The organism is Streptomyces sp. CMB-StM0423, assembly GCF_002847285.1.
GTDB lineage: Bacteria > Actinomycetota > Actinomycetes > Streptomycetales > Streptomycetaceae > Streptomyces.
In genome coordinates this window covers 785,426-798,631 of sequence record NZ_CP025407.1, presented here as the reverse complement: position 1 = coordinate 798,631, position 13,206 = coordinate 785,426, and the positions used below count along the sequence as shown (strand labels likewise).

The 13,206-nt window shown below is 75.1% G+C and carries 11 protein-coding genes; 6 read left to right on the top strand and 5 right to left on the bottom strand.

The features are described from left to right. Nucleotides 1-38 precede the first annotated feature (38 nt). The 3 genes from CXR04_RS03300 to CXR04_RS03290 all read right to left on the bottom strand — a co-directional run bounded on the left by CXR04_RS03300 (nucleotide 39) and on the right by CXR04_RS03290 (nucleotide 4,163). Nucleotides 39-1,637 (bottom strand): FAD-dependent oxidoreductase, encoded by a 1,599-nt coding sequence (locus CXR04_RS03300; protein ID WP_101420401.1) that lies wholly within the window; start codon nucleotides 1,635-1,637, stop codon nucleotides 39-41. 60 nt (nucleotides 1,638-1,697) lie between these two features. After that, nucleotides 1,698-2,720: a LacI family DNA-binding transcriptional regulator gene (locus CXR04_RS03295; RefSeq protein ID WP_101420400.1), complete on the bottom strand. Its 1,023-nt coding sequence runs from the start codon at nucleotides 2,718-2,720 to the stop codon at nucleotides 1,698-1,700. Nucleotides 2,721-3,059: 339 nt separating this feature from the next. After that, a complete protein-coding gene (locus CXR04_RS03290; protein WP_101426165.1) occupies nucleotides 3,060-4,163 on the bottom strand; it encodes a hypothetical protein in 1,104 nt (367 codons plus the stop codon). Between the two features lie 359 nt (nucleotides 4,164-4,522). On the opposite strand from CXR04_RS03290, the gene CXR04_RS03285 reads away from it, so the two are divergent. Then, complete coding sequence (locus CXR04_RS03285; RefSeq protein WP_101420399.1) at nucleotides 4,523-6,187, top strand: FAD-binding oxidoreductase; 1,665 nt, start codon at nucleotides 4,523-4,525, stop codon at nucleotides 6,185-6,187. 51 nt (nucleotides 6,188-6,238) lie between these two features. Here the strand turns inward: CXR04_RS03285 and CXR04_RS03280 are convergent, their stop codons facing one another. Then, complete coding sequence (locus CXR04_RS03280) at nucleotides 6,239-7,306, bottom strand: hypothetical protein (RefSeq protein WP_234380026.1); 1,068 nt, start codon at nucleotides 7,304-7,306, stop codon at nucleotides 6,239-6,241. Between the two features lie 292 nt (nucleotides 7,307-7,598). Between CXR04_RS03280 and CXR04_RS03275 the strand changes: the two genes are divergently transcribed. Further along, a complete protein-coding gene (locus CXR04_RS03275; RefSeq protein ID WP_101420397.1) occupies nucleotides 7,599-8,651 on the top strand; it encodes a LacI family DNA-binding transcriptional regulator in 1,053 nt (350 codons plus the stop codon). Between the two features lie 97 nt (nucleotides 8,652-8,748). Here CXR04_RS03275 and CXR04_RS03270 read toward each other — a convergent pair whose 3' ends face one another. Then, nucleotides 8,749-10,554, bottom strand: a complete 1,806-nt coding sequence (locus tag CXR04_RS03270) for a coagulation factor 5/8 type domain-containing protein (protein WP_101420396.1) — start codon at nucleotides 10,552-10,554, stop codon at nucleotides 8,749-8,751. A 244-nt stretch (nucleotides 10,555-10,798) separates the two neighbouring features. On the opposite strand from CXR04_RS03270, the gene CXR04_RS03265 reads away from it, so the two are divergent. The 4 genes from CXR04_RS03265 to CXR04_RS03250 are packed head-to-tail and all read left to right on the top strand — an operon-like array spanning nucleotide 10,799 to nucleotide 13,201. Further along, entirely contained in the window at nucleotides 10,799-11,014 is a 216-nt protein-coding gene (locus tag CXR04_RS03265) for a hypothetical protein (protein ID WP_101420395.1), read from the top strand. After that, nucleotides 11,011-11,472: a Clp protease N-terminal domain-containing protein gene (locus CXR04_RS03260; protein WP_101420394.1), complete on the top strand. Its 462-nt coding sequence runs from the start codon at nucleotides 11,011-11,013 to the stop codon at nucleotides 11,470-11,472. The genes CXR04_RS03265 and CXR04_RS03260 overlap by 4 nt, the downstream gene beginning before the upstream one ends. Further along, nucleotides 11,469-12,365, top strand: coding sequence for an ABC transporter ATP-binding protein (locus CXR04_RS03255; protein WP_101420393.1), 897 nt, complete (start codon nucleotides 11,469-11,471; stop codon nucleotides 12,363-12,365). Before CXR04_RS03260 ends, CXR04_RS03255 begins: the two co-directional genes overlap by 4 nt. Then, the gene (locus CXR04_RS03250) at nucleotides 12,362-13,201 is read left to right on the top strand and encodes an ABC transporter permease (RefSeq protein ID WP_101420392.1); all 840 of its coding nucleotides are present in this window, start codon (nucleotides 12,362-12,364) and stop codon (nucleotides 13,199-13,201) included. The genes CXR04_RS03255 and CXR04_RS03250 overlap by 4 nt, the downstream gene beginning before the upstream one ends. Nucleotides 13,202-13,206: the final 5 nt, after the last annotated feature.

The window sequence follows — 13,206 nt, the reverse complement described above, 5'->3', positions numbered from 1 at the left end:
GTGCCTCCTCGGATGTCGGTTCTGTCGGTGACCGTCGGTCAGTAACCGCTGATGTCGGGCCAGCGCAGCTCGACGCCGTGGGCGGTCAGGCTGCGCTGGAAGTCCTGGAGCAGGCGGGGGGTGTTGCGTACGGCGCGGGGCGTGAGGCCGTGCGCGACGCAGTGGGCCGCGAGCAGTCCCGCGGCCTCGCCGATGTTCCACTCGACGGGGTGCAGGCGGTAGCAGCCGTTGGTGATGTGGGTGGTGCCGATGTTCTTGCCGGCGGGCAGCAGGTTCTCCGTACGCCGCGGGAGCAGTGCGCCGAGCGGGATCTCGAACGGGCTGGACGGGACGTCGATGTAGGTGTCGCGGCCGGTGGAGGGGTGCAGGTCGATGCGGTACATGCCGATGCCGGCCGAGTCCGGGTAGCTCACCGCGCCCTTGCCGCCGCGCACGTCGAGCGACAGGTCCTGCTCCACGACGGTGTACTCGGCCCGGATCCGCCGCGACTCGCGGATGTACGGGGCCATCGCCAGCCCGTCCGCGCCGCCGCCGGTGACGTCGCCGCGCAGCCGCAGCCCGGGGAAGCCGGTGCCGCCGTCGGGGCGCGGGGCCTCGGTCTGCATCCAGTACAGCAGCGACAGCGACAGCCCGCGGGCCTCCGCCAGCCGGGCCGCGGCGTCCGGCACGTCGACGACCGGGGCCTCGAAGTAGTCGATCATCGGCCAGTTGACGAGTGTGACGTCGCTGGCGTACGCCCCGGGCGCGAACTGGTCGCGGGCGGCAATCCGGCGGAACGTCCACAGGTTCGTGTCCCCGCCGCTGCGCCGCTGGTCGGCGACGACGGCGAGCGGGTCGTCGCCCGGGTTCGGGGTGAACTCGCGCTCGACCAGCTCCAGCGTCCGCGGGTGCGGGGCCCGCCAGGACAGCAGCGGAGCACCCCAGAACTCCGGCTCGTAGTCGCGCCAGAAGCCGTACGAGGCGGGCCGGTCGATGGTGTGGTCGCCGTCGACGTGGTCGACCGCGAAGCAGTACGACACCGCCTGCATGTTGAGCGGCTGCGCCTCGTCGGGACCGCTGGGCTCGCCGGTCTCGGCGCCGGACTCGAAGCCGGTGACGTACTCGGTGCCGGTCAGCGGCAGCAGTTCGCCGGTCTCGGTGGCGTCCAGCACGTACGGCGCGGTGAGCACCAGCGGCTCGCCGCCGCCGGGGCGCTCCACCGTCACCGAGGTGACCCGGTCGCCGTCCGTCTCCGCGGCCACCGGGCGGTAGGGCTGCAGCACGGTCAGCCGGCCCGCGCCGCGGTACGGGGCCAGCAGCTCGTCGATCACCGCGACGGCCACCCGCGGCTCGTGGCAGAGCCGGCTGACGTGCCCGGCGCCCGGGTTGAGGTCCGGCTTGGCGCGGGCGGCGGCCGTGAGCGGGTAGTGGCGGCGGTAGTAGTCGCGGATGCCGTCGCGCAGCGCCCGGTACGAGGCGGTGGCGCCGAACTGCTCGATCCAGGTGTGCTCGTCGGGGGGCACGGCCTGGCTGGTGAGCTGGCCGCCCAGCCACTCGTACTCCTCGGTGAGGATCACCGAGCGGCCGGCGCGCAGCGCGCCGAGCGCGGCGGCGACGCCTCCGGTGCCGCCGCCGACGACGAGGACGTCCGCGTGCATGAGACTCCTTGGGGTGCTGAGTCGGAGGTGGGGCAGGGGTGGGGTGCGCCAGGGGCCCGGTCAGCGGGCGGGGGCGGCGAGCGTGACGCCCTCGACGAGGCGGCAGTCCAGCAGCCGGCGGGTGTGCTCGGCCCGGCCGTGCAGCATGCCGGTGAGCAGGTCGACGGCCTGCCGGCCCATCTCGGTGCGGCGCAGCCGGAAGCCGGTAAAGTCCACCGGCGGGTCCACCGGCGCGGTGGGGTCGCCGAGCGCCAGCATCGACAGGTCCCGCGGTACGTCCAGGCCACGGGCCGCCGCCGCCTCGTACAGCTTGACCGCGTCGTGCAGGAACTCCACGAACACCGCGCTCACCCCCGCGTCGAGCAACTGCTCCAACTGCTCCGCGGCCGGCTCCCCGCGCGCCCCCAGATGCGGCGCGCCGGGTCCTGCCACCTGCCGGAACCCGGTGAGCCGGTCGTCGGACGACTCCGCGCCCGCGCCCGGCCCGGCGAACGCCAGCCGCCGGTGCCCCAGCGCCCGCACCCGCTCCACGAGCCGGGCGGTGGCGGAGACGTAGTCGGCGCCGATGTACGGCACGGGCCCGCCGTCCGCGTCGTCGCGGCGGCCCACGCAGACGAAGGGGTAGCGCTCGGCGACCAGCCGGCTCAGCTCCTCGTGCGGGATCTCGCGGCCGAGGAGCACGCAGCCGTCGGCGACCCGCAGCCGGTTGTTCTGGTGGAAGATGCGGCGCCGTCCGGCGGTCACCGGGGCGGAGGTGAAGAGCAGCAGGTCGCAGCCGCTGCGCTCGGCGCTCTCCTCGATGCCGCGCAGGAAGGGGTGGTAGAAGTCGGCGCTGGTGCTGGGGAAGACGGGTTCGTAGGTGAAGACGCCGAGGATCTGGTTGAGCTGCTTGGTCAGCCGGCGGGCCATGGGGTCGGCGGCGTAGCCGGTCTCGCGGATCACGCGCAGCACCCGCTCGCGGGTCTCGGGGGCGATCCTGGCGGCGTCGGGACGGTCGTTGAGCACGAGCGAGACCGTGGTCTGGCTGACGCCGGCGAGCCGGGCGATGTCGCGCTGGGTGAGCCTGCCGGGGGCTTCTGGCATGGGAGTCGGTGGCCTTCACAGTGGGTAGCTAATGCGTATTGCCTGACTGCTGTGCGAGGAACCTAGAACTGCCCGCGGAAGGCCGTCAAGGGGTGTTGCAGCAGCGGTAATGCGAATTAGCAGATTACCGAGAAGAGCTGACGCCCCGATTGCACCAAGTTCGGGGCGTATGCGGCGGAATACGCACCGCGCCGCCTGGCGGCGGCCAACCGGACGCGGACCGGCCTGTCTTCAGTCTCGACGCGGCCCGCCGGGGCCCGGACCGGGGTACGGCGGCCACAGGTCGCCGCGGCAGCGGCCATGCCCGGCCGCGAGCGGCACCGGCGCCGGCCGCGTCCCTCACGTGCCGGGCACGGGCCCCCGGTGGGTCAGCGCGACGGCCGCCCCGCGCGCCGCGGCCCCCGGCGGCGCGATCTCCTCCGGCTCGCGCCAACTCCCGTCCCGCAGCGTCCACATGGCGTGCACGGCGCCGTCCGCGCCCGCGAACACCGCGTCGAGCCGCTGCGCCGCCGCCCGGTGCCCGAGGCCGATCGCGGTCGCCGGCGCGCACGTGCCCGGCGGGGCGGCGGTCACCGGCCCGCGCCAGCCCGCCTCGCCGGCCGCCGACAGCGCCAGCACCGAGCCGTCGACGCCGGCGACCACCGCGGCCAGCCGCTCCGCGGACTTCCCGTGCGCGAGCGACACCGGCGAGCCCGGCGCGCAGTTGCCCGCGGGCGCGACGACCTCGGGACCGGTCCACGGGCCGCCGCTGTCGGCCCACATGACCTGCACCGAGCCGTCCGCGCCGGTGAACAGCGCGGTCAGCCGGCCGGCGTCGACCTGGGACGCGAGCGTCACCCCCGTCCCCGGCGCGCAGGTGCCGGGCGGGGCCAGCACGGCGGGCCCGTGCCACGGGTGGTCGACGTCCGCCCACAGCGCCTGTACGGACCCGTCCGCGCCCGCGAACACCGCCTCCAGCCGCTCGGCGGGACCGCTCCGGCCCAGCCCGACCGGGGTGCCGGGCGCGCAGGTGCCGGCCGGGGTGAGGGGCGCGGGTCCGCGCCACGGTTCGCCGCCCGCGGCCCACAGCGTCAGCACCGCGCCGTCGGTCCCCGTGCACAGGGCGTCCAACTGGTCCCTCGTCCGCTGGTGCGCGAGCGTGACGGCGGCGCCGGGCGCACAGGTCCCCGTCGGGGCGACCGCAGCCGGAGCGTGCCAGCCCCGGCCCCGTACGGACGACATGACTTGAATCGACCCGTCCGCGCCCGCGTACCCTGCGTCCAGCCGGCCGGTGGACGCGCGGTGGGCAAGACCGACCGGGGCGCCGGGCCGGCAACTCCCCGCGGGCGCGACGACGGTGGGCCCGCGCCAGGGTCCGCCGTCCGCGGCCGACAGCGAACGCACCGTTCCGTCCGGTCCGGTGAAGAGCGCACGCGCCTGGGAAAGAGCGTCCGATTGCGGCATCGTGGCCTCCGGATCAGAGGCCGCCGGCCCCGTTTCGAGCGCGACGACCTGGGGGGACCGGACCACGTGTTCGACGGCAATCATGCCGTACGGCCGCGGATCCGGGAATGCGGAACCGCCGTCGTGTCGGAAGTGCGTCACGTCATCCCCTTCAGATGGCACGGTGCTGTCACCGTGCCGTGCCCCTTGTTGTTAACACCCTGGCCCCCGGCAGTCGATCGTCGTTTGAGGCTATGCCGCGCCGGCGCGGGGCGGCGGCTGTCAAGACCGCCGAGACGCCTGAAGGGGTGATCACGTGGGGGGAATTTCAGCCATGATGGGGCCGGATTCGGCCCCGGGACCGGGGGAAGGAGGGGCGTATGACGCGATCCTGGTGGGGCTGGGGCACGGTCGAGGACGCCGTGCGGGGCGCCGAACTCGCCGCGCTGCTCGACCGGGTGCGGCTGCTGTCGGCCGCCGGGCCCGTCGACCACCCGCCCCCGCCCGTCGCCTCCCTCGGCCTGCCCCCGCCGCGGGTCGAGCCGCCCGCGGCGCTGGCCGGCCTCTGCTCCGCGGACCCCGCGGACCGCGCCGCGCACACGCACGGCAAGGCGTTCCGCGACGTCGTACGCAACCTCCACGGCGACCTGCGCCACCCGCCCGACCTCGTCGCCCGCCCGCGCCACGAGCGCGATGTCGCCGACCTGCTCGACTGGTGCACCCGCGCGGGCGTCGCCGCCATCCCCTACGGCGGCGGCAGTTCCGTGGTCGGCGGCATCGAGCCGCGCCTCACGGACGGACGCCCGGCCGTCACCCTCGACCTGGGGCGGCTGGACGCCGTGCTGGAGGTCGACGCGACGAGCCGCGCCGCCCGCATCCAGGCGGGCGTGTACGGGCCGCATCTGGCGGCGCAACTGCGCCCGCACGGGCTGGCGCTGCGGCACTTCCCGCAGTCCTTCGAGTTCTCCACCCTCGGCGGCTGGCTGGCCACCCGCGCCGGCGGCCACTACGCCACCCTCCACACCCACATCGACGATCTCGTGGAGTCCCTGCGGGTGGTCGCGCCGGCCGGCACCGGCGAGTCCCGCCGGCTGCCGGGCTCTGGCGCGGGCCCGTCGCCCGACCGGCTGTTCCTCGGCAGCGAGGGCGCGCTCGGGGTGATCACCGAGGCGTGGCTGCGGCTCCAGGCGCGGCCGCGGTGGCGGGCGCGGGCGTCGGTGCGCTTCGCGGACTTCACCGCGGCGGTGGCGGCGACCCGGGCGGTGGCGCAGAGCGGCCTGCACCCGGCGAACTGCCGGCTGCTCGACCCGGCCGAGGCACTGGTCAACGCGGGGGTCGGCACCGGCGGCGGCGTGCTCGTGCTGGGCTTCGAGTCCGCGGACCACCCGGTGGCCGACCGGCTCGCGCGGGCGCTGGAGTTGTGCCGCGACCACGGCGGCGCACCGGACGCACCGGGGGAGCCGGGCGTACGGGACGAATCCGGCGGTGCTACGGAACCGGGCGAGCGGCCCGGCGCCGGCGAGCCGGGCGCGCCGGGTCCCGACGGCGGCACCGGCGGCGGCGCGGGCGCGGCCTGGCGGTCGGCGTTCCTGCGGATGCCGTACCAGCGCGACGCCCTCGCCCGGCACGGCATGATCGCCGAGACCTTCGAAACCGCCTGCACCTGGGACGCCTTCGGCGCGCTCCAGCACGCCGTCACCGACGCCGCGCACCGCGCCGTCCGCGCGGTCACCGGCGGCACGGGAGTGGTCACCTGCCGCTTCACGCACGTCTACCCGGACGGCCCGGCACCCTACTTCGGCGTCATCGCGCCCGGCCGCTGGGGCAGCACCGTGGCGCAGTGGGACGACATCAAGGCCGCGGTCTCGGAGGCGATCGCGACGCACGGCGGCACGATCACGCACCACCACGCCGTCGGCCGCGACCACCGCCCGTGGTACGACCGGCAGCGCCCCGGCCCCTTCGCCGCGGCGCTCGCCGCCGCGAAGTCTGCGCTCGACCCGGCCGGCATCCTCAACCCCGGGGTGCTCGTCCCCGAGCGCTGACACCGCGCGGCTCCGCCGCGGGGCCCGCGGCCGGGACACGCGGCGGGAGGGCTACTGCCCCGGCTGCCCCGTCACGGGCTGCTGCGCCGGCTGCGGCGGCGCGGGCGGCGGGCGGTGCTGCGGCTGCTGCGGCACGGCCTGCGCGGGCGCCTGCGGGGCCTCCTGCGCCTGCGCGGACTGCTGTGGCTGCGGGGCCTGTTGCGGCTGCCGGTCCTGGGGCTGCCGGTCCTGCGGCCGGCCCAGGCGCCGCCCGGCCGGGTCCGCGATGGCGACCACCGACTGCTGCGCCTCCGCCAGCCGCGTCCGCGCCTCCTCGATGCGCTTGGCGTAGCGTTCCTGCTCCACCGCCGCCCGGATCTCGATCCGCTCCGCGGCCTGCCAGGCCCGGTCCCGCAGGTCCGCCGCTTCCAGCTCCGCCTCGCGCAGCAGCCCGGTCGCGTACTTCGCGTTGCCGTCGCGCCGCCGCAGATACTCCGACCGCACCGCCTCGGCCTGCCGCTCCGCCGCCCCCAGCGCATCCTCCAGATCCTGCAGCCGCGAACCCGTCTCGCCGGACAGCTTGCCCTCGCGCTCGGCTTGCGCCGCCTGCTGCGCGCCGATGTGCGCGGCGGCCTCCAGCGTCACCTGCTGCGCGCGCTGGCGGGCGTCCTCGCGGGCGCCGTCCGCCTGCCGCTGCGCGTCGGCGACGATCTGCCCCGCGGTCTCGTGCGCCTGCTTGATCCGCTGCCGCGCCCGCTGCTCCGCGTCGGCCCGTATGCGCTCGGCGTGCCCCTCCGACTCCTTGCCGCGCTCGGTCGCGGCGGCGCGGGCGGCCTCCTTCAGCTCCCGGCACTCCTCCGCGGCCCGGGCGAGCACCCGGTCCGCCTCGGCCTTGGCGTCGAGGAAGAGCTTGCGGGCGGTCTCACCCAGCGACTCGTAATTCTGCGGGCCCAGCGCGGCGGCCTGTTCGAGGAGCTGTGCCAGATGCCGCCCGCTCGCCTCCACCTGCGCTTCCAGGTCTCTGGCATGGCGTACGGCGGCCTCCCGCTCGGCGAGCAGGTCGCCGACGACGCGGTCGACCTGCTGCGGCGAGTAGCCGCGGCTTCTGGTGGCCATCATGAAATCGCCGGGTTGCATCATCTCGCCCATCGTGCCCTGTCGTCTCGGCTACGCACTTCACCCCATGATGCTGCATCCGCAACCCGGAACCGGCGCCCGGGCCCGGGTCGCAGGCGGGTAGCGTGGCGTCGTCGGCGCGCTCGCGCAAGTCCCGTGGCAGGGCCGCGTGGTGGCACCCCCCCCGGGAGCGCCGCGGCGCCGGACGGGCGGCGCCGCCCGCGGTGTCGGACGCGTCACATTTCGGAGGCGTACGGTCCCGGGCGTAGGAGAGAGCGCTCTCTCACCGCCGTCCGCCGGACGGTATAAAGGCTGCATGGCAACAGAAGCCCGGCCGCCCGGCCGTCCCGCCACCCTGGAGGACGTGGCCCGGGTGGCGGGGGTGTCCCGGGCGACGGCCTCGCGGGTCATCAACGGCTCGCCCACGGTCGACGCCGCGCTGCGCCGCAGGGTGGAGGAGGCGATCACCGCCACCAGCTACGCGCCGAACCGGGCCGCCCGCTCCCTGGTCACCCGCCGCACCGACTCCGTGGCGCTGGTGGTCTCCGAGCGCGAACAGCGCCACGTCGCCACGCCGTTCATCGGCCGCATGTTCACCGACCCGCACTTCGGCCGCGTCCTCAGCGGGCTGCTCCAGGTGCTGCGCCCGGCCGGGATGCAGACCGTGCTGATGGTCGCCGACGACGACGCGTCGCGCCGGCAGGTGCTCGCGTACCTGCGCCAGGGACACGTCGACGGCGTCGTCCTCATCTCCTCGCACCCCGACGACCCGCTGCCCCGGATGCTCTCCGAGACGGCGCTGCCCACCGTGCTGGCCGGCCGGCCGAACCGCGCGGCGCCGCTGCCGTACGTGGAGGTGGACCAGCGAGCGGGCGCCAGGCTGGCCGCCGAGCGCCTGGTCGCCCAGGGGCGCAGGCTGATCTGCACGGTGGCCGGACCCCAGGACATGCCGGCCGCGCAGGAGCGCCTTGGGGGGTTCCGCGCCGCGCTCGCCGCGCTGGGCGTGGCCGGACTGCCGTGGGCGGAGGGCGACTTCACCCGGGCGGGCGGCGCCGCGGCGATGCGCCGGCTGCTCGCGGAACACCCCGGCGTGGACGGGGTGTTCGTCGCCTCCGACCTGATGGCGCTGGGCGTGGTGCCGGTGCTGCTGCGGGCCGGGCGCCGGGTGCCCGAGGACGTGGGCGTGGTCGGGTTCGACGACAGCGAGGCCGCGGAGGCGTCGGAGCCGGCGCTGACGACCGTGCGGCAGCCGGTGGAGGACATGGCCTGCGAGATGGCCCGGCTGCTGCTGCGGCAGATCAGGGAGCCCGCGGCCGCGCCGCCCTCCGTGGTCTTCCGCCCCACGCTGGTCGTACGCGAGTCGTCCTGAGCCCGGGACCCGCGAGCCCCCGGACCCGCGAGCCCTGCGGCCCCGCCCCCGGCGTCCGCATGACCGGGGGCGGGGCCTGCGCACCCGCCGGTGCGGCTCAGGGGTAGGAGACGACCTTGGACGGGATCGTCGACGTACCCGAGGTCGGCGCGCCGTGATCGTTGATCACGTGGGCGTACTGCCCCTGCCCGCCGAGCGAGACGACCATGATGTTGTGGAACTTGATCCCGGAGCCCGTCGGGGTGGCGAAGCCGTGCTCCTGGACGATGCTCGGGGCGACGTTGTAGTAGCAGTAACTGCCCATGCCCCAGCCCTCGTGCTGGCCGACGTCGTCGGCGACCTTGTACGCGGCGTAGCCGCGCAGGCTGCCGTTCTGGATGGCGGCCTGGTTGGGCGCGTCGTACGCCTTCTCGTTCTGGAAGAAGATCGTCCGGCCGCGCTCGCCGTTCCACTGCACGTCGTACTTGTTGAAGTGCTCGACGAAGAGCCCGGTCGCCAGCACGTCGTCGCCGTTGACGACGACGCCGTAGTCGCACCGGTTGGTCTCCCAGCCGACACCGTCGCCGTGGTCGGCGCGCCACACCCAGGTGTGGTCGACGACCACGTGCCGGCTGTTGATCACCATGCTGGTGGTCGCCTTGCCGGGGCCCGCGCCGCCGATGCGGATGAACACGTCCTGCAGCGTGGTCGGGTTGTTCGCGTGGTCCGCGGCCGAGCCGTCCGGGCCGACCTGGAGCAGCACGTCGGAGTTCTGCGGGCCGGCGTCCAGCAGGAAGCCGGCGAGGCGTACCCCGTCGACGTCGGCGACGGTCATGGCGCGCACGCCGCCGTCCGGGATGATCGTGGGGTAGCCGATGCCGAGCACGACGGTGTTCGCCCGCTCGATCGCGAGGGGCGCGTCGACGTGGTAGATGCCCGGGGTGAGCAGCAGGTGCTTGCCCTCCCGCAGGGCGGCGTTGATGCTCGCGGCGGTGGCGCCCTGCTTGACGATGTGGAAGTCGGACAGCGGCAGTGACTGGCCCTGCGGGCTGCCGCCGCCCCAGGTGGTGCCGCGGGCGTTGCGGCGCAGCGCGGGGAGGAAGACGCGGTACTCGGCGCCGTCGAGGTAGAGGAACGGCTTCTCGCGGGAGATCGGCGTGGTGTCCAGGGTGGTGTACGGCGGGTCGGGGAAGGACTGCGCCGGGGCGCCCTCGACGCCGGAGAAGACCATGTTCCACACGGCGTTGAGCCAGCCGCCGATGCTGCTGTCGCGGGTGTACCACTGCTGCTGCGAGTACGGCTGCACGGTGCCGTCGATGCGGCTGTCGGCGATGTAGCCGCCGCTGGCCCAGCCGTAGCCGTCGGGCGCGAGGTTGAGGTTGCCGCGCACGTGCATGCGGCGGAACGGCGCGGCCTGGGAGACGGCGAAGCGGTTGGTGCCGTTGACGGGGCTGAGCGACAGGTTCTCCGCGGAGCGCCAGAAGTTCTGGGTGGCGTTGCCCTGGAACCAGCCGGCGTCCACGGTCACGTCCCCGTTGATGTGCGTGTCGTCGGGGGAGAGGCCCAGGCCGATGATCGAGGTGTAGAAGCCGAGCTGGGCGTTGAGGCCGTTGTACGTGCCGGGCTTGAAGAGCAGCGCGTAGCGGCCGGTGCCGAACTGCGCCGACTCCTGCTGCCGGAAGATCTGGTCCAGCCGGCCCTGGATGCCGGGCGAGGACGGGTCGAAGAAGATCACGTTGGGCCCGAGGTCCGGGTCGGCGAGCGGCCGGGCCGCGGACCGCTGCGGCGCGGCGGTCGCCTGGGAGACCGCCAGGCCCGTGGCCGGCACCGCGGCCGCCGCCGCGGCGGCCGCGAGCAGGGTGCGGCGGGACGGGCCGGATCTCGCGGGCGGAGCGGGCGAGTCACCGGTGGGGGGTACGCGCATGGGTCACGTCTCCTGAGTCGTCGGCTCTTCGATCAGGCTTCAAGGAATGAACGGTCGAGCGGGAGAGAGCGCTCTCTCACGCCTGGTTCGGTTTACGCCCGCGGGGGCGCGCCGTCAAGGGGATGCGCACACAACGGCCTTGGCAGCGCGGTGAGTTCAAGGAGTGTGCACAGGCGGGCCCGCCTTCCCGGATGTTAAGCAACCGGGGTTGACTGTCCACTATTAGTCAACCTAGGTTGCCTGTATGGCAGACGACGATCCGGCAGACGCGCTGGCGGCGGTCGCGGCCCTGCGCCGCCTCGCCGACCGGCTGGAGGACGCCGCCGTGGAGCGGGCGATGCGTACCGGCTGGAGCTGGCCGCAGGTCGCCGAGGCGCTCGGCGTCACGCGCCAGGCGGTGCACAAGAAGCACGCCAAGCGGCTCATCGCCGCCGGTGTGACGCTGAGGAGGCGGGGATGAGCACGTTCGACAGGTATCTCCAGGCGGTGCTCCTGACCGCCGAGGCCGAGGCCCGCGAGGACGGCTCCGCGGCCATGGAGGCGCGGCACGCGCTGCTCGCGGTCGCCGCCCAGGACGGCACCGAGCCGCAGCGCGTCCTGGCCGCCGCCGGCCTCGGCCGCGCGGAGCTGAAGGCCGCGCTGGACCGGGAGTTCGCGCACAGCCTCGGCGCCGCGGGCGTCGCGCCCGGCGCGTTCGACCTGAGCGCCACGCCGGACCCCGGCCGCCGCCCGCAGTTCGGCGCCTCGCTCAAGCTCGCCCTGGACCGGATGGCCGGCGCCCACCGCAAGAAGGACCTCACGCCGCTGCACGTGCTGGACGCCCTCCTCCAGGCCGAGGTCGGCACCGTGCCCCGGGCGCTGGAACTCGCGGGCGTCGACCGGGCCGCCCTCGCCGCGCGCGTACGGGAGGCGCTGTGAGCGCCGCCGCGGCCGTCGCGGTCGCGGGCCTGCGCATGCGCTACGGTGCCGCGGACGTCCTCCACGGCGTGGACCTGCACATCGGGCACGGCGAGACGGTCGCCCTCCTCGGGCCCAACGGCGCCGGCAAGTCCACCACGATCGAGATCCTCGAAGGCTTCAGGACCCGCTCCGCCGGCGAGGTCACCGTCCTGGGCGCCGACCCCGCGCACGGCGACGAGCGGTGGCGCGCCCGCGTCGGCGTCGTGCTGCAGTCCTGGCGCGACCACGGCAAGTGGCGGGTCCGCGAACTGCTCGCCCACCTCGCCTCGTACTACGCCTGCGTCGGCCGCACCCCCTGGGACCCCGGCGAACTCGCCGACGCCGTCGGCCTCGGCGGCCGGGGCGGGCAGAAGATCCGCACCCTCTCCGGCGGCCAGCGCCGCCGCCTCGACGTCGCCATCGGCATCGTCGGCCGCCCCGACCTGCTCTTCCTCGACGAGCCCACGACCGGCTTCGACCCCGACGCCCGGCGCGGCTTCCACCGTCTCGTCCGGGACCTGCGCGCCGCCGGCACCACCGTGCTGGTCACCACCCACGACCTGCACGAGGCCGAAGTCCTCGCCGACCGCATCGTCATCCTCGACGCCGGCCGCGTCATCGCCGACGGCACCCCCGCCGAGCTGGCCCGCCGCATCGCGGGCGCCGACCGCGTCCGCTGGCGCCACCGGGGCCGGCCCCGCGTCCACGCCACCGACGACTCCACCACCTTCGTCCGCGGCCTCTTCGAGCGCCACGGCGAGGAGATCGCCGAACTGGAGGTTCAGCGCTCGTCGCTGGAGCAGACCTACCTCGCCCTCGTACACGCGGCGGAAGGCGCGCCCACGGGCGCGGCGGAAGGCGGCGAGCGGTGAACGCCTGCGTGCTGCGCGCCGGGCTGCGGCGCGGCGCCATCGAGCTGCGCCAGTCGTTCACCCACGGCGCCGAGCTGTTCAGCCACCTGTTCTGGCCGCTGCTGATGCTGGGCGTCCTGTGGTTCCTGCGCGGGCGGGAGTTCGACTCCACCGGCTTCATGCTCGGCGCCCTCACCCTCCCCGGCATCCTCGGCATGAACGTGTCCTTCGGCATGGTCACCATGAGCCAACTGCTCACCGCCGAGCGGGAGGACGGCACCCTGCTGCGCGCCAAGGCCACCCCGAACGGCATGGGCGGCTACCTCGTCGGCAAGGTCGTCTCCGTCGCCGGCGGCCTCCTCGCCGACCTCGCGCTCTTCCTGGTCCCCGCGCTGTTCCTCGTCGACGGCCTGCACCTCGACGGCGGCGCCTGGCTGCACCTGGTGGGGATCGTCGCGCTCGGCATGGTGGCGACGCTGCCCGCCGGAGCCGTACTGGGCTCGGCGTTCGGCGACGCCCGCGCGCAGGGCCTGATCCAGCTCCCGGTGCTCGCGCTGATCGGGATCTCCGGCATCTTCTACCCGATCACCGCGCTGCCCGAGTGGCTGCAGTGGACCGCGCAGGTCTTCCCGCTCTACTGGCTCGGGCTCGGCATGCGCGCCGCGATGCTGCCCGACGCGGCGGTGGCGGTGGAGATCGGCGACTCCTGGCGGCAAGCGGAGACGGTGGGCGTGCTCGGCGCGTGGGCGGTGCTGGGCCTGGCGGTGGCGCCGGTGGTGCTGCGCCGGATGGCGCGCCGGGAGTCCGGTTCGAGGGTGGCCGCCCGCCGCGAGCGCGCGCTGCAGCGGGTGCTGTGAGCGCC

Excerpts from the sequence above, each read along its gene's own strand:
- CXR04_RS03300 (WP_101420401.1), bottom strand. The coding sequence starts at position 1,637 with ATGCACGCGGACGTCCTCGTCGTCGGCGGCGGCACCGGAGGCGTCGCC.
- CXR04_RS03295 (WP_101420400.1), bottom strand. The coding sequence starts at position 2,720 with ATGCCAGAAGCCCCCGGCAGGCTCACCCAGCGCGACATCGCCCGGCTC.
- CXR04_RS03290 (WP_101426165.1), bottom strand. The coding sequence starts at position 4,163 with ATGCCGCAATCGGACGCTCTTTCCCAGGCGCGTGCGCTCTTCACCGGA.
- CXR04_RS03285 (WP_101420399.1), top strand. The coding sequence starts at position 4,523 with ATGACGCGATCCTGGTGGGGCTGGGGCACGGTCGAGGACGCCGTGCGG.
- CXR04_RS03280 (WP_234380026.1), bottom strand. The coding sequence starts at position 7,306 with ATGATGCAACCCGGCGATTTCATGATGGCCACCAGAAGCCGCGGCTAC.
- CXR04_RS03275 (WP_101420397.1), top strand. The coding sequence starts at position 7,599 with ATGGCAACAGAAGCCCGGCCGCCCGGCCGTCCCGCCACCCTGGAGGAC.
- CXR04_RS03270 (WP_101420396.1), bottom strand. The coding sequence starts at position 10,554 with ATGCGCGTACCCCCCACCGGTGACTCGCCCGCTCCGCCCGCGAGATCC.
- CXR04_RS03265 (WP_101420395.1), top strand. The coding sequence starts at position 10,799 with ATGGCAGACGACGATCCGGCAGACGCGCTGGCGGCGGTCGCGGCCCTG.
- CXR04_RS03260 (WP_101420394.1), top strand. The coding sequence starts at position 11,011 with ATGAGCACGTTCGACAGGTATCTCCAGGCGGTGCTCCTGACCGCCGAG.